The sequence below is a fragment of the Sinorhizobium sp. GQ132 genome, from assembly GCF_059758575.1.
Map to the genome: position 1 here is coordinate 616,228 of NZ_JCAXDX010000003.1, position 15,740 is coordinate 631,967.

16 protein-coding genes are annotated in these 15,740 nt (G+C 62.6%); 9 read left to right on the top strand and 7 right to left on the bottom strand.

The window, feature by feature from the left end; translation table 11 throughout:
* Window positions 1-81: 81 nt before the first annotated feature.
* Window positions 82-1,185, top strand: a complete 1,104-nt coding sequence (locus AC6CIG_RS11215) for a COX15/CtaA family protein (RefSeq protein ID WP_127709307.1) — start codon at window positions 82-84, stop codon at window positions 1,183-1,185.
* Window positions 1,186-1,255: 70 nt separating this feature from the next.
* Here the strand turns inward: AC6CIG_RS11215 and argC are convergent, their stop codons facing one another.
* From argC to AC6CIG_RS11240, 5 genes are all read right to left on the bottom strand, one after another.
* On the bottom strand, window positions 1,256-2,188 hold the full coding sequence (argC, locus tag AC6CIG_RS11220) for an N-acetyl-gamma-glutamyl-phosphate reductase (RefSeq protein WP_437408971.1): 933 nt from the start codon (window positions 2,186-2,188) through the stop codon (window positions 1,256-1,258).
* A 93-nt stretch (window positions 2,189-2,281) separates the two neighbouring features.
* Complete coding sequence (speB, locus tag AC6CIG_RS11225; protein WP_127709304.1) at window positions 2,282-3,238, bottom strand: agmatinase; 957 nt, start codon at window positions 3,236-3,238, stop codon at window positions 2,282-2,284.
* Window positions 3,239-3,389: 151 nt separating this feature from the next.
* A complete protein-coding gene (gene rpsI, locus AC6CIG_RS11230; RefSeq protein WP_003529231.1) occupies window positions 3,390-3,857 on the bottom strand; it encodes a 30S ribosomal protein S9 in 468 nt (155 codons plus the stop codon).
* 2 nt (window positions 3,858-3,859) lie between these two features.
* The gene (gene rplM, locus AC6CIG_RS11235; protein ID WP_018094825.1) at window positions 3,860-4,324 is read right to left on the bottom strand and encodes a 50S ribosomal protein L13; all 465 of its coding nucleotides are present in this window, start codon (window positions 4,322-4,324) and stop codon (window positions 3,860-3,862) included.
* 220 nt (window positions 4,325-4,544) lie between these two features.
* Window positions 4,545-4,976 (bottom strand): PaaI family thioesterase, encoded by a 432-nt coding sequence (locus tag AC6CIG_RS11240; RefSeq protein ID WP_018094826.1) that lies wholly within the window; start codon window positions 4,974-4,976, stop codon window positions 4,545-4,547.
* Window positions 4,977-5,146: 170 nt separating this feature from the next.
* On the opposite strand from AC6CIG_RS11240, the gene AC6CIG_RS11245 reads away from it, so the two are divergent.
* Window positions 5,147-5,968 carry an enoyl-CoA hydratase gene (locus AC6CIG_RS11245; RefSeq protein WP_498322712.1) on the top strand — a complete coding sequence of 274 codons (822 nt, stop codon included), beginning with the start codon at window positions 5,147-5,149 and terminating at the stop codon, window positions 5,966-5,968.
* A gap of 80 nt (window positions 5,969-6,048) precedes the next feature.
* On the opposite strand, the gene AC6CIG_RS11250 is transcribed toward AC6CIG_RS11245, so the two are convergent.
* Window positions 6,049-6,885, bottom strand: a complete 837-nt coding sequence (locus AC6CIG_RS11250; protein WP_018094828.1) for an EamA family transporter — start codon at window positions 6,883-6,885, stop codon at window positions 6,049-6,051.
* Window positions 6,886-7,075: 190 nt separating this feature from the next.
* Here AC6CIG_RS11250 and AC6CIG_RS11255 point away from each other — a divergent pair, with 190 nt between their 5' ends.
* Genes AC6CIG_RS11255 through AC6CIG_RS11265 form a run of 3 tightly spaced genes read left to right on the top strand, consistent with a single transcriptional unit; the run spans window position 7,076 to window position 9,182 of the window.
* Window positions 7,076-7,504 carry a CoA-binding protein gene (locus tag AC6CIG_RS11255; protein WP_127709298.1) on the top strand — a complete coding sequence of 143 codons (429 nt, stop codon included), beginning with the start codon at window positions 7,076-7,078 and terminating at the stop codon, window positions 7,502-7,504.
* A gap of 27 nt (window positions 7,505-7,531) precedes the next feature.
* Window positions 7,532-8,812, top strand: a complete 1,281-nt coding sequence (locus AC6CIG_RS11260; RefSeq protein ID WP_018094830.1) for an O-acetylhomoserine aminocarboxypropyltransferase — start codon at window positions 7,532-7,534, stop codon at window positions 8,810-8,812.
* A gap of 28 nt (window positions 8,813-8,840) precedes the next feature.
* Window positions 8,841-9,182 carry a cupin domain-containing protein gene (locus AC6CIG_RS11265; protein WP_018094831.1) on the top strand — a complete coding sequence of 114 codons (342 nt, stop codon included), beginning with the start codon at window positions 8,841-8,843 and terminating at the stop codon, window positions 9,180-9,182.
* 6 nt (window positions 9,183-9,188) lie between these two features.
* On the opposite strand, the gene AC6CIG_RS11270 is transcribed toward AC6CIG_RS11265, so the two are convergent.
* A complete protein-coding gene (locus tag AC6CIG_RS11270) occupies window positions 9,189-10,436 on the bottom strand; it encodes a cytochrome P450 (protein WP_437408972.1) in 1,248 nt (415 codons plus the stop codon).
* Window positions 10,437-10,608: 172 nt separating this feature from the next.
* Between AC6CIG_RS11270 and AC6CIG_RS11275 the strand changes: the two genes are divergently transcribed.
* The 4 genes from AC6CIG_RS11275 to clpX all read left to right on the top strand — a co-directional run bounded on the left by AC6CIG_RS11275 (window position 10,609) and on the right by clpX (window position 15,605).
* Window positions 10,609-11,466, top strand: coding sequence for an endonuclease/exonuclease/phosphatase family protein (locus tag AC6CIG_RS11275; protein ID WP_018094833.1), 858 nt, complete (start codon window positions 10,609-10,611; stop codon window positions 11,464-11,466).
* Window positions 11,467-11,573: 107 nt separating this feature from the next.
* Window positions 11,574-13,130 carry a phospholipase D family protein gene (locus AC6CIG_RS11280; protein WP_437408973.1) on the top strand — a complete coding sequence of 519 codons (1,557 nt, stop codon included), beginning with the start codon at window positions 11,574-11,576 and terminating at the stop codon, window positions 13,128-13,130.
* Window positions 13,131-13,406: 276 nt separating this feature from the next.
* A complete protein-coding gene (gene clpP / locus AC6CIG_RS11285) occupies window positions 13,407-14,033 on the top strand; it encodes an ATP-dependent Clp endopeptidase proteolytic subunit ClpP (RefSeq protein ID WP_003531805.1) in 627 nt (208 codons plus the stop codon).
* Between the two features lie 294 nt (window positions 14,034-14,327).
* Window positions 14,328-15,605 carry an ATP-dependent Clp protease ATP-binding subunit ClpX gene (gene clpX, locus AC6CIG_RS11290; protein WP_003531807.1) on the top strand — a complete coding sequence of 426 codons (1,278 nt, stop codon included), beginning with the start codon at window positions 14,328-14,330 and terminating at the stop codon, window positions 15,603-15,605.
* Window positions 15,606-15,740 lie beyond the last annotated feature (135 nt).

The window sequence follows — 15,740 nt, forward strand, 5'->3', positions numbered from 1 at the left end:
GCAAATCAACGGCTTTGAGACCGTCCTGACCGGCAATGCCGGCACAGCGGTACCGTTTCCGGCGACAGATGAGGAAGTGCCATGGCCCACGCCGAATTGGCAACAGAACAGATGCTGCTCAAAGAGATCGGCAGAACCGAGCGCAACCGCCGGCAAATCCGCGGCTGGCTCGCCGCCGTTCTCTTCGCTCTGTTTGCACTGGTGCTCGTCGGAGGGGCGACGCGACTGACCGAATCCGGCTTGTCGATCACCGAGTGGAAACCCGTCCACGGCGTCATACCGCCGCTCTCCGCGGAGGAATGGGAGGAGGAATTCCGCCTCTACCAGCGCATTCCGCAATATGAGCAGATCAACAAAGGCATGACGGTGGACGAGTTCAAGACCATCTTCTGGTGGGAATGGGCGCACCGGCTGCTCGCGCGCGGCATCGGGGTGATCTTCGCTTTGCCGTTCTTCTTCTTCTGGATCACGGGGCGGATCGAGCGGCGTCTGCGGCTGCCGCTTCTCGGAATCCTGGCGCTCGGCGGTTTTCAGGGATTCATCGGCTGGTGGATGGTATCCTCCGGTCTGGCGGAACGGACTGCAGTCAGCCAGTACCGGCTTGCCACGCATCTGACCATCGCCTGTCTGATCTTTGCCGCCTGCATGTGGATTTACCGGGGGCTGTGTCCGCATTCCGACGACGCGCATCCGACGAAAAGGTCGCAAGGCATGGCGGCGGCCATCGCGATCATGAGCCTCTTCCAGATCTATCTGGGCGCGATCGTCGCGGGTCTCGATGCGGGTCTGAGCTACAACACCTGGCCGCTGATGGACGGGGCGATCGTGCCGGGCGGTCTGTTCGTGCAGCAGCCCGCCTGGATCAATCTCTTCGAAAATCCGAAGACGGTGCAGTTCGTACACCGTCTCGGCGCCTATCTGCTGTTCGCACTGGCGCTTTGGCACATGATCGCGTCCCTGCGCGCCGCGCCGGAGACGACACATGCCCGGCGCTCGGTGCTCCTGTTCGCGTTGGTGACGGTGCAGGCGGCAATCGGCATCACGACGTTGCTACTGCAGGTACCGATCGGCTGGGGCGTGCTGCATCAGGGCGGCGCCCTCGTCGTGCTCGGCTTCGTGATCGCCCATTGGCGCGGTTTCGTCGGCACCTATCCGACAGACACGGCGATAGAAATGCGCGACTGATTTGCCTGCGATCGAACGAACCAAAACCCCGGCAGGAACGCTGCCGGGGTTTTCGTCTTGACTGGCCGTGTCAGGCGGACAGCATCAGGTCCATGTTCTGGACGGCGGCGCCCGAGGCGCCCTTGCCGAGATTGTCGAGCAGCGCGACCAGATTGACATGCGCTCCACCCTGGGTGCCGAAGACGAAAAGCTTCATGGCGTCGCTGCCGGCGAGCTCCGTTGCATCGATCCGGGCGAGCTTGGCGCTCTCTTCAAGCGGCACGACTTCGACGATCGACTGTCCCGCATAATGGTCGACGAGGGCCCGATGGATCGTTTCGAGCGTTGCACCGGCTGCCAGGTCCTCGAGATAGAGGGGCACCTGCACGATCATCCCCTGCGCGAACTTGCCGACGGAAGGGCTGAAGACCGGCGCGCGCTCGAGAAGCCCGTGCATCTTCATTTCCGGCACGTGCTTGTGCTTCAGCGTAAGCCCGTAGAGGAAATGCGGCGCGTCGATGTGGTCCGGATTCTTGTCGTCCTCCATCTGCGCGATCATCTGCTTGCCGCCGCCGGTATAGCCGGAAACCGCATTGACGGTGACGGGATAGCCGTCCGGCAGGATACCCGACTGGCGCAGAGGGCGGATCAGGGCGATCGCTCCGGTCGGGTAGCAGCCGGGATTGGCGACATGGCGCGCGTCACGGATCCGCTGGGGCTGCGCCTTGTCCATCTCGGCAAAGCCATAGGCCCAGTCGGGCGCGACGCGATGCGCGGTCGACGTATCAATAATGCGCACGCGATTGTTTCCGGCAACCATGGCAACGGCCTCCCGCGAGGCGTCGTCCGGCAGGCATAGGATGGCGATATCGGCGCTGTTCAGGAGATCCTCGCGCATCGCTGCATTGCGTCGCTCCGCTTCCGGAATGGACAGGAGTTCGAGATCCGTACGGCCGGCCATGCGCGCACGGATCTGCAGGCCCGTCGTGCCGTGTTCGCCATCGATAAAGATCTTCGGTTTCATGATTTTCCTGCTCCTGCAGTCCGTTAGCGGCGTTTCCGGAATCAGTCTGGCATAGAATTGAATCAATTTCTTGGGCCCGCGCCGCCGCTTCGGTCAGCCGCGCCTCTCCGCCAGCCACTCGGCACGCAGGCCAAGCATATACATGGCGATGGTCGAGCCAGCAATGGCGGTAAGGTCCGCGTGGTCGTAGGCAGGCGCCACCTCGACCACGTCGCTCCCGGCGATATGAAGCGCGCCGAGTTTGCGCAGGACCGACAGTATCTTTGCGCTTGACGGGCCGCCGGCCACGGGCGTGCCGGTGCCGGGCGCAAAGGCCGGGTCAAGGCAATCGATATCGAAGGTCAGATAGGCGGGGCGGCTGTCGACATGGCGGATGATGGTATCGGCGATCTCCTCGGCGCGCATCTCCTCGAGCTCGTAGCCGTAGACGATCCGAAGGCCGCAATCCTCCGGAGCATGCGTCCGGATGCCGATCTGGATCGAGCGTTCCACGTCGATCAGTCCCTCGCGTGCCGCGCGGCCGACAAAAGAGCCATGATCGATGCGGCCTTTCTCGTCCGGCCAGGTGTCCTGATGGGCGTCGAACTGGACGAGGGCGAGGGGCCCGTGCAGGGCTGCATGGGCCCTGAGGATGGGATAGGTGACGAAGTGGTCGCCGCCGAGCGTCAGCAGGTAGGCGCCGGACTTCAGGATTTTCGACGCCTCGCGCTCGATCGTCTGGGGAGTCTTCGCATGGTTGCCGTAGTCGAGCAGGCAATCGCCGTAATCGATCGTCGCCATGTCGGCAAACAGGTCGCGCTGAAACGGATATTGCGGATCGTTGTCGAAGATCGCCGATGCGCGTCGGATCGCCTGTGGCCCGAAGCGCGCGCCGGGGCGGTTCGACGTGGCCGCATCGAACGGGATTCCCCAGACGACCGCCTCCACACCCTTGAGCTCTTTGGTGTATTTCCGCCGCATGAAGGAAAGGATGCCGGCATGCGTCGGATCGGAGGCCGCCGCCGTCAGTGATTTTGCAGTGATCGCGTGGTCGATCGACTTGTTGGCCATGCTGTTCTCCCGACAGATGTGCGGGACGTTGGCCAATCGATCGGGGCAAGGCAAGAGCCCGGCGTCAAAATCATGTGCACGGGGACGCTATGGATGCACATGAAAAAAGGCCGGGACGAGCCCGGCCTTCGAAAGTGCAGTCTGCAAGCGATTAGCGCTTGGAGAACTGGAACGAACGACGTGCCTTGGCACGACCGTACTTCTTGCGCTCGACCACGCGGCTGTCGCGGGTGAGGAAGCCGCCGCGCTTCAGAACGGGGCGCAGGCCCGGTTCGAAGTAGGTGAGGGCCTTGGAAATGCCGTGACGAACGGCACCGGCCTGGCCGGAAAGGCCGCCGCCGGCGACGGTCGCGTCGATGTCGAACTGGCCGTCACGGGCTGCCGCGACGACCGGCTGCTGCAGGATCATCTGCAGAACCGGACGGGCGAAGTAGTCCGAGAAAGGCTTGCCGTTGATGGTGATCTTGCCGGAACCGGCCTTGATCCAAACGCGGGCGACGGCGTCCTTGCGCTTGCCGGTCGCATAGGAGCGGCCCTGGGCGTCGACTTTCTTGACGTGAACCGGAGCAGCCGGTTCCGCGGTCGTGGCGATTTCCTTGAGAGCGGAAAGGTCAGCCATTATCAGGCGCTCCTTGTGTTCTTGCTGTTCAGCTTGGCGACGTCGAGGACGGCCGGCTGCTGTGCTTCATGCGGGTGGTTCGAGCCGGCGTAGACACGCAGGTTCTTCATCTGGCGACGGCCGAGCGGGCCGCGCGGAACCATGCGCTCGACGGCCTTCTCGATGACGCGCTCCGGGAAGCGACCTTCGATGATCTGGCGCGCGGTGCGCTCCTTGATGCCGCCGGGGTAACCGGTGTGCCAGTAGTACTTCTTGTCGGTGTACTTCTTGCCGGTGAGGACGGCCTTCTCTGCATTGATGACGATGACGTTGTCGCCGTCGTCGACATGCGGCGTGTAGGTGGCTTTATGCTTGCCGCGCAGGCGGTTTGCGATAAGGGAAGCGAGGCGACCGACAACGAGGCCTTCGGCGTCGATGATGATCCACTTCTTCTCCACCTCTGCAGGCTTCTGAACGAAGGTTGCCATATCTAAACTCTTTCGTTTGGACCCGGAAACGAAGCCGGGCGTTTCTTGTTGCTTGCTTTGACCTCGATGAGGGCAAAAAAGAAGGCGGCCCAGTCGGACCGCGATCTGGGGCAGCTTATAAGGAAGCTCGCCATCAAGGTCAAGGCCGACTTTCCGCGCACCGTGAAAGAAGATGAAGCAAATTCAGATGGTTACCAGTGTGGTATTATTATACCACCCTTCAACGGGGCGGAATCGAATAGGTCGCCGTCGCATGCGCGATCAAATCGGGACTTGCTACCGTCTTTATCGAGGCGTCGAGAACGGCCAGCCGTTTGCCGAGTTTGAGAATCCGGCAGGTACATTCGAGTGGTTCCGGTTCCGGCTTGCGCAGGAAGTTGATGTTGAGGCTGGTGGTGACGGCAAGCGCGACCGGACCGATATGCGCGATGAGCGCGATATAGGCCGACACGTCCGCCAGCGCGAAGAGCGTCGGGCCCGAGACCGTACCGCCCGGACGGATGTGGCGCTCGTTCGGGTCGAGCCGCATCGTGGCGAAGCCCGGTCCGGTCTCGGTCACCGCGAAGACCTTTCCGTCCGTGTGGACCTGCGGAAAATCGGTGTCGAGAAAGCGGTTGAGCTCCTCGACGGTCATGACCGGCTGCAGGGTCATCGCGTTCTCTCCCGTGTTACTTGCCTTGGTTGCACCCGTTACAAAACGTCCTGGAGCGCCGTGCAAGCGGGAAATTGGTCTAAGGCAGTCATAGGTCAGTCGGGAGCGCGGGGTTGAAAGAGCGCCGACGGCGGCGTACCACGACACGAACTTCGATATGGGAGAGAGCCATGGCGGACGTCGTTTCATTCAGGAAAGAAGAGTCGAACGGACCCTTGCTGCGCGAGTTAGATGGCCCGGTCCTGCGGCTTACCCTCAACAATCCCCCGGCAAATGTGCTTTCGATCGCCCTGATGGAAGCACTGCTGGCGGCACTCGAAGAAGCGGCCGTCTCGAAGGAGATCAAGGTCGTCGTCATCGCGGCGACCGGGAAGCTCTTCTCCGCCGGGCACGATTTCAAGGAAATGACCGCCCACCGGGCCGACGCCGACGGTGGCCGGGCGTTCTTCGAGCGAACGATTCGCCTCGCAGCCGAAGTCATGCTGACGATCACCAGGCTGCCGCAGGCGGTCATCGCCGAAGTCGACGGCCTCGCGACCGCCGCCGGGTGCCAGCTGGTCGCCAGTTGCGACCTCGCGATCTGCACCGACACGTCGACCTTCTGCACCCCCGGCGTGAATATCGGCCTTTTCTGTTCTACACCGATGGTCGCCCTGACGCGCGCCGCCCATCGCAAACAGGCGATGGAGATGCTTTTGACCGGTGAGACGATCGATGCCGGGACAGCGAAGGAGTTCGGTCTCGTCAACCGCATCGTCCCACGGCAATATCTGCGCCAGGTCATCGACAAATATGCATCGATCATTGCCTCGAAGTCGCCGCAGGCGCTGAAGATCGGCAAGGAGGCTTTCTACCGTCAGACGGAAATGCCGCTTGCCGACGCCTACGACTTCGCTGTCGGCGTGATGGTCGAGAACATGCTCGCCCGCGATGCCGAGGAAGGTATCGGTGCCTTTCTCGGCAAGCGCATGCCGGAATGGAAAGAGGAATAGTGCATGTCGCCCAAAAGTGTGCAGCGGTTTTGGGATAACGACATGCAGTAACGAGCGCGACGCGCTTTAGGTCCTGGGCCTCAGGCGAGCCTGAGGAGCAAGGCACCGAGCGCGATGATGCAGGCGGCGATGATGCGCCAGGCGCTGACGCGCTCTCCGAGGAACACGACGGAGATGACGACGGCGAACAGGATCGCCGTTTCGCGGAGGGCGGCGACGGTGGCGACCGGGGCTTTCGTCATCGCCCAGAGCGCAAGGCCATAGGAGCCGATCGATCCGGCGCCGCCGACAAGCCCGCGCCACCAGTGACGGCTGACATGCCGCGCGACCGGCTTGACGCCGCGCCGGGCGAAGGCCCAGCCGAAGAGCAGGACCGGCGGCAGCAATGCCATCCAGAGCGTGTAGGATATGGCATTGCCGGAAATGCGGGCGCCTATCCCGTCGACATAGGTATAGCTCGCGATCACGCAGGCATTGAGCAGTGCCAGAACGATGGCGTGCCTGCCGCCCTTGCGGGATTCGAAGGCGAGCGTGAGCACGCCCGCGGAGATCGTCATGATGCCGGCCATCGCGCCGCCGCTCAGTTTCTCGCCGATGACGAGGCTGCTCGTCGCCGCGACGAGAAGAGGAGCGACGCCGCGCATCAAGGGATAGACCAGCCCGATGTCGCCTGCGCGGTAAGCGGCTGCGACCAGCTGGAAATAGGCGAACTGGAAAAGTGCCGAAACCAGAATGTAGGGCACGGCCTCGGAACCGGGCATCGGGAGGAAGGGCAGGAAGGGGAGCGCCACGACCGCGCCGCCAAGCGACACCATGGCGGCGTCGAGCGATTTTTCCGTGCCGGCCTTGACGAGCGCGTTCCAGGTCGCGTGCAGCAGCGCTCCGAGAAGTACGAGCGCAATGACGTCCGGCGGCAAGATGAACCTCGGCGGGGTGATTGGGCGGGAAAGCCGGTTGTGGGCTCGCATTTGCCGAAATGCAACCGGAATTACAGATCGATCGCAACGAAACGGTGCAAATGCATGGCCGGGGAAGGTGCCTTGGTTGACTCGCGGCCGCTCCACGCCAACTATCGCTCCGCATGATAAACATGCGCGGACAACAAGCATGCACCACGATGCCTACCCGGATTACTATCTTGCCGACATCCTGCGCGAGACGAAGACCATCGCGCTCGTCGGCGCTTCGCCGAAGCCGGAGCGGCCGAGCTATCGCGTCATGGCCTTTCTTCTGCGCAAGGGATACCGCGTCATTCCGGTCAATCCCGGCCATGCGGGCGGTACGATTCTCGACCAGCCGGTGGTAGCGCGCCTCGCGGAAATAGGGGAGGCGATCGACATGGTCGACGTCTTCCGCGCGGCTTCGGCCTTGCCCGCGCTCGTCGACGAGATCCTGTCGCTGCCGGCCCTGCCCAAGGTCATCTGGGGACAACTGTCCGTCCGCGACGATGCGGCTGCGGCCAAGGCCGAAGCCGCAGGCATCAAGGTCGTCATGGACCGCTGCCCGGCAATCGAATATCCGCGACTGATCGGTTGATCGTTAATAAATGAGGGAGGAACGATGATGAAATCCGGACCCGGGTTCAGCACGCTTGCAATTCACGCCGGGGCCCAGCCGGACCCGACGACCGGCGCGCGGGCGACGCCGATCTACCAGACGACCAGCTTCGTCTTCAACGATACGGATCATGCGGCGGCACTTTTCGGCCTTCAGCAATTCGGCAATATCTATACCCGCATCATGAACCCGACCCAGGCGGTACTGGAGGAGCGGATCGCGGCGCTCGAAGGCGGGACCGCCGGCCTGGCCGTTTCCTCGGGGCATGCGGCCCAGCTGCTGGTTTTCCATACGATCATGAGGCCGGGTGACAATTTCGTTTCCGCCAGACAGCTTTACGGCGGGTCGGCAAATCAGTTCGGCCATGCCTTCAAGGCCTTCGACTGGCAGGTCCGTTGGGCCGATGCGGCGGAGCCCGAAAGCTTCGATGCGCAGATCGACGAACGCACCAAGGCGATCTTCATCGAAAGCCTCGCCAATCCGGGCGGCACCTTCGTCGATATAGCCGCGATCGCAGACGTCGCGCGGCGGCATGGACTGCCGCTCATCGTCGACAATACGATGGCGACGCCCTATCTGATGCGGCCGCTCGAACACGGCGCCGATATCGTCGTCCATTCGCTCACCAAGTTCATCGGCGGTCATGGCAATTCGATGGGCGGGATCATCGTCGACGGCGGTACGTTCGACTGGTCGAAATCCGGCAAGTATCCGCTGCTGTCGGAGCCCAGGCCGGAATATGGCGGCATCGTCCTGCACCAGGTCTTCGGCAACTTCGCCTTCGCCATCGCCGCACGGGTACTGGGTCTGAGGGATTTCGGTCCGGCGATTTCGCCCTTCAACGCCTTCCTTATCCAGACCGGCGTCGAGACGCTGCCGCTGAGGATGCAGCGCCATTGCGACAACGCGCTGGAGGTCGCCAAATGGCTGAAAGGGCATGAGAAGGTGTCCTGGGTCCGCTATTCCGGGCTCGAAGGCGATCCGAACCACGCGCTGCAGCAGCGCTACTCGCCGAAGGGGGCGGGAGCCGTCTTCACTTTCGGGCTCGCGGGCGGATACGAGGCGGGAAAGCGCTTTGTCGAGGCACTGGAAATGTTCTCCCATCTTGCCAATATCGGCGACACGCGTTCGCTCGTGATCCACCCCGCCTCGACCACGCACCGGCAGCTCACGCCGGAGCAGCAGGTCGCCGCAGGCGCCGGACCCGACGTCATCCGGTTGTCGGTCGGCATCGAGGACGTGGCCGACATCATTGCCGATCTGGAACAGGCGCTGGGCAAGGCCTGAGAGGCACGGCAGGACGTGGAGGCTTCTTATGGGCCATATGCTGAAATTCGATCCGTCTTGCGTCGAGGCTGAGATCGGGGCGCCGGCGCCCGACAGGCTGATTTCTGGAAATCCGGAATTTCGCACCTGGAATATCGAGGAGGCCGGCGGGCTCTATGCGGGCATATGGGAAGCCACGCCCGGCAAGTGGCGGATCGTCTATGACGAGTGGGAATATTTCCACATCCTCTCCGGTCATTCGATCGTGACCGAAGAGGGCGGGGAGCCCCTTCATCTCGAAGCCGGCGACAGCCTGGTGTTGAGACCCGGCTTCAAGGGAACCTGGGAAGTCGTTGAAACGACTCGCAAGGACTACGTGATCCGCGTCTGACGCCGCTCACCAGACCAGATCGAGCCGCTCCAGACCATGAAAGTGGAACGCGTCCTTGACCGGCGGCTCGTTCCTGAGCCGCATTCCGGGAAGCCGCCGGAACAGGATCGGCAGGGAAATCTGCAGCTCCAGCCGTGCCAGCGGTGCGCCGATGCAGAAATGCAGGCCGGCGCCGAACGAGACGTTGGCGCCTTCGTGGCGATCCGGCCTGAACGTATCGGGAGAGGAGAATTTGCGCGGATCGACGTTCGCCGCCCCCAGCATCAGGCCGATCTTGTCCCCCTTCCTGAGGGCGATGCCGTCCTCCAGCTCGATATCCATGAGCGCGTAGCGCTGAAAGATATGCAAGGGCGCGGCGAAGCGCAGACACTCTTCCACCGTGCGCTCCGTCGTCTTCTCGTCCGAAAAAAGCTCGGTGGGGGAGAGGCCGGACTGCAGGATCGTGTGCACGGCATTGCCGATCTGATGAACCGTCGCCTCGTGGCCCGCATTCAGAAGGAGGACCGTGGTCGAAATCAGCTCCGCATCCGACAGGCGCTCGCCGTCTTTTTCGGAGGTGATCATATGCGTGAGCAGGTCGTCGGCGGGGTTTGCCCGCTTCTCCGCTATGATTCCCTTCAGGTAGTCGGCGAACTCCGCCGATGCTTGGTTGGCGTCGAACTCCGTTTCCAGGCTGGGATTGAACACGTACATCTTTACCATGCGGTGCGACCAGTCGAGCAGACGCGGCGCCGCTTCGACCGGGATGCCGAGCATCCGCGCGATGATGGTGACCGGGATCGTCTCGGCATAGGTCTTCAACAGCTCGGTCTGGCCATCCTTCTCGAAGCCGTCGATCACAGCATGCGAGAGCGCCTCGATTTCCGGCCTGAGCTGTTCGATCTGACGGGAGACGAAGGCGCGATTGACGAGCGTGCGCAGCCGCGTATGGGCCGGCGGCTCCAGTTCGAGCAGCGAGTGTTCCTCCAGCGCATCGAAAGCCTTCAGATGCGGTTTCGGTTCCGGCATGCCGAGTTCTTCCCGGGTGGCGACATGCAGGATCTGCCGGCCGAAGCGGCGGTCGCGCAATAGACTGTTCACCTGCTCGTAGCCCGCAAAGAACCACTGCTGCGGCTCCTCCCAGAAAAAGGCCGGACATTGCGCATGGAGCGCCGCGTAGGCCGGCAGCGGATTGCGGAAGAAGCGGGGGTTGCGGACGTCCAGGGAGACGCGCCGGGCGGGGCCGTCGATGGTGATACCGGGGGCGATGGACATGATATCGACTCTTCGAATGCTGCGATCGGATGGCGATCCGCATCTCTATTGCGCCATGAGGGCTGACTGCAAGTGCCTTCGGCACCGGAAGGAACAACATCGCCGCTAGCTACTTTTCCGGTAGCACCGCCCGACCTATTTGAGCATGATGCGGCAGCAAGCAGGGAGCGGCATGGCAAAGACGCAAGGCAATCTATCCGCGGGCATCATGGCAGCGATACGAAAGCGGCGGCCGACGGTCGTCAACCGTGATGCCGCCGTGAACCGCGGCGACATCGTGATCGCTTCCTATAATATCCACAAATGCGTGGGCACCGACGGGCGCTTCGACCCGCCGCGAATTGCGCAGGTCATCGCCGAGATCGGTGCGGATATCGTCGCGCTTCAGGAGGCCGACCAGAGATTCGGCGAGCGCGCGGGGCTCCTCGATCTCGAGCACCTGCGCCGTGAGGCGCATCTTGTCTCCGTTCCGATCTCGCCTTTCAGCGAGAAGGGCCACGGATGGCATGGCAACGTCCTGCTTATCCGTGAGGGCGCGGTTTCCGACGTGCGGCAGCTGAAATTGCCGGGCGTCGAGCCGCGCGGCGCCCTCGTCGTCGATCTCGACCTGAAGGCGGGTCCCTTGCGGGTGATCGCCGCCCACCTTGGCCTGCTGCGTCATTCCCGGGCGCGCCAGGCGGAATCGCTTTTGAAGGCGACGGCGGACGGCGCCGGCCGTCCGACGCTGCTGATCGGCGACCTCAACGAATGGCGCATGGGCAAACGCTCCTCGCTCAGCTTCCTCAGTCCTATATTCGACCCGTCGCATTCAGCCGTTGCCAGCTTCCCCTCGCGTTTTCCGCTGCTGCCGCTCGACCGGGTGCTCGGCAATCCGCATCATCTTGTCACCTCGGTGGCCGTGCACGACACGCCCTTGGCGCGAGTGGCTTCGGACCATCTGCCCGTCAAGGCCTCGATCGATCTGAAGGTTGTCCAGAAGGACGGCCCCGAAGGTGAGGAAGCCCGATTGGCCGATGCGGGGCAGGGATAGCGGTGTCGCACGCGCCATGGAGGGCGCAGTGGTCGCCGTCGTACTTTGGTTTCCGCATGTTTCATCCTTGATCGGCTCCGGTGAAACTTGCGGCAGGGCAGCGTCTGATGTTGTCGTGGATTGCACTTTTTCTCGTAGCGCTCTGCGGGCTCTTCCTGGTCGCGGTCCTCTACGTTTACGGCTGGTTTGGTCGCAGGCCGCGGATCGAACCATCATTCGCGCTCCCCATCGGCGGAGACGAGACGCGCATCGATCTGCATCTCGGACCGCTGCTGGGTGCCGCCCAACCCGGCGAGAGCGTGGTCGCGCTCATTTCCGATAACATCGAAGCCTTCGTTGCGCGGGCGCTTTCGGCCCGCCGGGCGGGGCGCAGCCTGGACCTGCAATACTACTACTGGAAGGACGACCTGACCGGGTTTCTGCTGACGCGCGAGATCATCCGGGCGGCCGACCGCGGCGTTCGCGTCCGCCTGCTGCTCGATGATATCAATGCGGGCATCCATGACCGTCTCTGCATTTCGCTCGACGCACATCCGAATGTCGACGTGCGGCTCTTCAATCCAAGCCGGGCACGAACGGACCGCTTCCGCCGCGGGTTCGAAATGGCGATACGGGCCTTCAGTGCGACGCGCCGGATGCACAACAAGCTGTGGGTTGCCGATGGCCGGTTGGCGATATCCGGTGGGCGCAATATCGGCGATGCCTATTTCGACGCGGCCGAACTGTCGAACTTCCGTGACCTCGACGTCTGGATGGCGGGGCCGGTCGTCGACCAGGCGACGACCATGTTCGATCTCTACTGGAACAGCACGTCGGTGCTGCCGATCGCCGCGCTCAGGACGCCGCGCAAGCAGTACCTTCCGGCGCTGAGAGAGGCGCTGGACGCACTGGCGTGCACGGCGGCCGCGCGCTTCTACCTCGAAAGGGTCGCAGACGCGGGTCCCGGCCCCTATTGGGGGAGCCGGACCCTCCATCGCAGCGCGGATATGCGCATGGCGTTCGACCCGCCGGAAAAGGCGCTGATGCAGAAGCGGCAGAACTGGCTGTTGCGCGAACTGTTCCCGCTGATCAAGGGCGCCAGGCGTGATCTGCGGATCATCTCGCCTTACTTCGTCCCCGGCGCAGCGGGGACGCGCGTGCTGGCGCTGCTCGCGGGAAAGGGCGCGAGGGTGGCGGTGCTGACGAATTCGCTTGCCGCAACCGACGTCGCGGCGGTGCATGGCGGCTACGTGAAGTATCGCAAAGGCCTGCTTGACGGCGGTGTCGAGCTTTACGAGCTCAAGGAGCGCGGCGATTTCTTCGATCGTCACCGTATGTCGCTGTTCGGAGCGCGAAACGCGAGCCTCCACACCAAGGCCTTCGTCGTCGATGGCCTGTGCGGCTATGTTGGCTCCATGAATTTCGATCCGCGTTCCGCGTCGCTCAACACCGAGATGGGCATCGTCTTCTCCGACGAGGCGCTCGCCGCCGAGCTTCAGTCGATCTTCGACGAGGAAACGGCGCCGGAGCGAAGCTATCGCCTGATGCTTAAGGACGGCAGGCCCGCGTGGCGGGACCGGACGAACGGCTCCCTGCGGCTGCTGCGGCGCGAGCCGGACGCAAGCATCCTCCGCCGGCTTATCGCCGGCGTGATCCGCTTTCTGCCGTTGGAGTCCCAGCTTTGAAACGCGTCGGAATTTACCAGTCGTTTACCGCGCTCCTGCGAATGCCTGTGAGGAAGGCGCCCGGGGGCGTGCGCGACGGCATCAAGAATTGGAAAATTGTTCTACCGCCAATCCGCCACGCCGATAAAAAGGTCTGGACCCCGGGCCTGCGACTATTCAGTTTATCGAATGTTCGCGTCTTGAAGTGAAGGGCATTGACACTCTATGTAAGGTCTGAGGCTTATCCGATGATTCCGGTCCGCGAAGGGATGCGGTCCCGATTGATGAAGGTTCGATATGAGAAATCCAGTTGATACGGCCATGGCGCTGGTGCCGATGGTTGTTGAGCAGACCAATCGCGGCGAGCGATCCTACGATATCTATTCGCGACTGCTCAAGGAGCGCATCATCTTCCTGACGGGGCCTGTCGAAGACCACATGGCGACGCTGGTCTGCGCACAGTTGCTGTTCCTCGAGGCGGAAAACCCGAAGAAGGAAGTCGCTCTCTACATCAACTCTCCGGGCGGTGTCGTGACAGCGGGCATGGCGATCTACGACACCATGCAGTTCATCAAGCCGGCGGTCTCGACGCTCTGCATCGGTCAGGCGGCGTCGATGGGCTCGCTGCTGCTTGCCGCCGGTCACAAGGACATGCGCTTCGCAACGCCCAATTCGCGGATAATGGTCCACCAGCCCTCCGGTGGGTTCCAGGGTCAGGCGTCCGACATCGAACGGCATGCACGCGACATTCTCAAGATGAAGCGCCGGTTGAACGAGGTTTACGTCAAGCATTGCGGCCGCACCTACGAAGAAGTCGAGCAGACGCTCGACCGCGATCATTTCATGAGTGCGGACGAGGCGCTCGACTGGGGTTTGATCGACAAGGTGATCACGTCGCGCGATGCGGTCGAGGGCATGGAATAGGTTAGAACACGGGCTTTTGTGTCGCCACAGATGTAATTGTGACACATTTGTAATGGCGAAGGGGCTTTATCCAAGGGGCAAAGCCGTTAATATGAATCCTTAATGCTATGTTGGAACAAGGAGCATAGCATTCGGATTTGATGGGGAGAGTCGTTGCAACCGGTGATCGGGCCTCCGCCCGGGACGGTGAGTACTCCCAAGAGCCTTGGGCGGCGCCTGGAGCCGACGTGCAAGGCGAACTGAGTGTCCGTGATATCTTTCCGAAGGTGTCCGGCGTGCTGGAAGGAAGTGGAAATGAGCAAGGTCAGCGGTAGCAACGGCGGTGACTCGAAGAATACTCTCTATTGTTCGTTTTGCGGCAAGAGCCAGCATGAAGTCCGCAAGCTGATTGCCGGACCGACCGTGTTCATCTGCGATGAATGCGTCGAACTCTGCATGGACATCATCCGCGAAGAGAACAAGACCTCGATGGTCAAGTCCCGCGACGGCGTTCCGACACCGCAGGAGATCATCAAGGTCCTCGACGAATACGTCATCGGCCAGCAGCAGGCCAAGCGTATCCTGTCGGTCGCCGTGCATAACCACTACAAGCGCCTAGCCCATGCGGCCAAGAGCAGCGACGTGGAGCTTGCGAAGTCGAACATCATGCTGGTCGGGCCGACCGGCTGCGGCAAGACCTATCTGGCGCAGACGCTCGCTCGCATCATCGACGTTCCCTTCACGATGGCGGACGCGACGACGCTGACCGAGGCCGGCTATGTCGGTGAGGACGTCGAGAACATCATCCTCAAGCTCCTGCAGGCGGCCGATTACAACGTGGAGCGCGCCCAGCGCGGCATCGTCTACATAGATGAGGTCGACAAGATTTCCCGTAAGTCCGACAACCCGTCGATCACTCGCGACGTTTCGGGCGAGGGCGTGCAGCAGGCGCTTCTGAAGATCATGGAAGGTACCGTCGCATCGGTCCCGCCCCAGGGCGGCCGCAAGCATCCGCAGCAGGAGTTCCTGCAGGTGGATACGACGAATATCCTCTTCATTTGCGGCGGCGCTTTTGCGGGCCTCGACAAGATCATCTCCGCCCGCGGAGAGAAGACGTCGATCGGCTTCGGCGCGACGGTGCGCGCTCCGGAAGACCGGCGCGTCGGCGAGGTGCTGCGCGAGCTCGAACCGGAAGATCTGGTGAAGTTCGGCCTGATCCCGGAATTCATCGGGCGCTTGCCGGTTCTGGCGACGCTCGAGGATCTCGACGAGGATGCGCTGATCCAGATCCTGTCGGAGCCGAAGAACGCTCTGGTCAAGCAGTATCAGCGGCTTTTCGAAATGGAAGACGTCGAACTGAACTTCCACGAGGACGCGCTGCGTGAGATCGCCCGCCGTGCCATCGTCCGCAAGACCGGCGCACGCGGCCTGCGTTCGATCATGGAGAAGATCCTGCTCGACACCATGTTCGAACTGCCGACGCTGGAAGGCGTTCGCGAAGTCGTCATTTCGGACGAGGTCGTCAAGGGAACGGCGCGGCCGCTCTATATCTACTCGGAGCGTTCCGAGGAGAAGACCAACGTTTCGGCTTGAGCCTCAAGCGCAGCGCGTCTTATCGGGCGCGCTCGCCGCTCACGATTGTTTGAAGAGCCCCCCGCGTGGGGGCTTTTTCATGTGACGCCGTTGCGATCGTGCCGGCGAAGCGGTCCGGAACCGGCATTTTGGAGA

What these genes read in the sequence shown, in the direction of transcription:
- AC6CIG_RS11215 (WP_127709307.1), top strand. Translation starts at nt 82, where the DNA reads ATGGCCCACGCCGAATTGGCAACAGAACAGATGCTGCTCAAAGAGATC.
- argC (WP_437408971.1), bottom strand. Translation starts at nt 2,188, where the DNA reads ATGAAACCGAAGATCTTTATCGATGGCGAACACGGCACGACGGGCCTG.
- speB (WP_127709304.1), bottom strand. Translation starts at nt 3,238, where the DNA reads ATGGCCAACAAGTCGATCGACCACGCGATCACTGCAAAATCACTGACG.
- rpsI (WP_003529231.1), bottom strand. Translation starts at nt 3,857, where the DNA reads ATGGCTGACCTTTCCGCTCTCAAGGAAATCGCCACGACCGCGGAACCG.
- rplM (WP_018094825.1), bottom strand. Translation starts at nt 4,324, where the DNA reads ATGGCAACCTTCGTTCAGAAGCCTGCAGAGGTGGAGAAGAAGTGGATC.
- AC6CIG_RS11240 (WP_018094826.1), bottom strand. Translation starts at nt 4,976, where the DNA reads ATGACCCTGCAGCCGGTCATGACCGTCGAGGAGCTCAACCGCTTTCTC.
- AC6CIG_RS11245 (WP_498322712.1), top strand. Translation starts at nt 5,147, where the DNA reads ATGGCGGACGTCGTTTCATTCAGGAAAGAAGAGTCGAACGGACCCTTG.
- AC6CIG_RS11255 (WP_127709298.1), top strand. Translation starts at nt 7,076, where the DNA reads ATGCACCACGATGCCTACCCGGATTACTATCTTGCCGACATCCTGCGC.
- AC6CIG_RS11260 (WP_018094830.1), top strand. Translation starts at nt 7,532, where the DNA reads ATGAAATCCGGACCCGGGTTCAGCACGCTTGCAATTCACGCCGGGGCC.
- AC6CIG_RS11265 (WP_018094831.1), top strand. Translation starts at nt 8,841, where the DNA reads ATGGGCCATATGCTGAAATTCGATCCGTCTTGCGTCGAGGCTGAGATC.
- AC6CIG_RS11270 (WP_437408972.1), bottom strand. Translation starts at nt 10,436, where the DNA reads ATGTCCATCGCCCCCGGTATCACCATCGACGGCCCCGCCCGGCGCGTC.
- AC6CIG_RS11275 (WP_018094833.1), top strand. Translation starts at nt 10,609, where the DNA reads ATGGCAAAGACGCAAGGCAATCTATCCGCGGGCATCATGGCAGCGATA.
- AC6CIG_RS11280 (WP_437408973.1), top strand. Translation starts at nt 11,574, where the DNA reads ATGTTGTCGTGGATTGCACTTTTTCTCGTAGCGCTCTGCGGGCTCTTC.
- clpP (WP_003531805.1), top strand. Translation starts at nt 13,407, where the DNA reads ATGAGAAATCCAGTTGATACGGCCATGGCGCTGGTGCCGATGGTTGTT.
- clpX (WP_003531807.1), top strand. Translation starts at nt 14,328, where the DNA reads ATGAGCAAGGTCAGCGGTAGCAACGGCGGTGACTCGAAGAATACTCTC.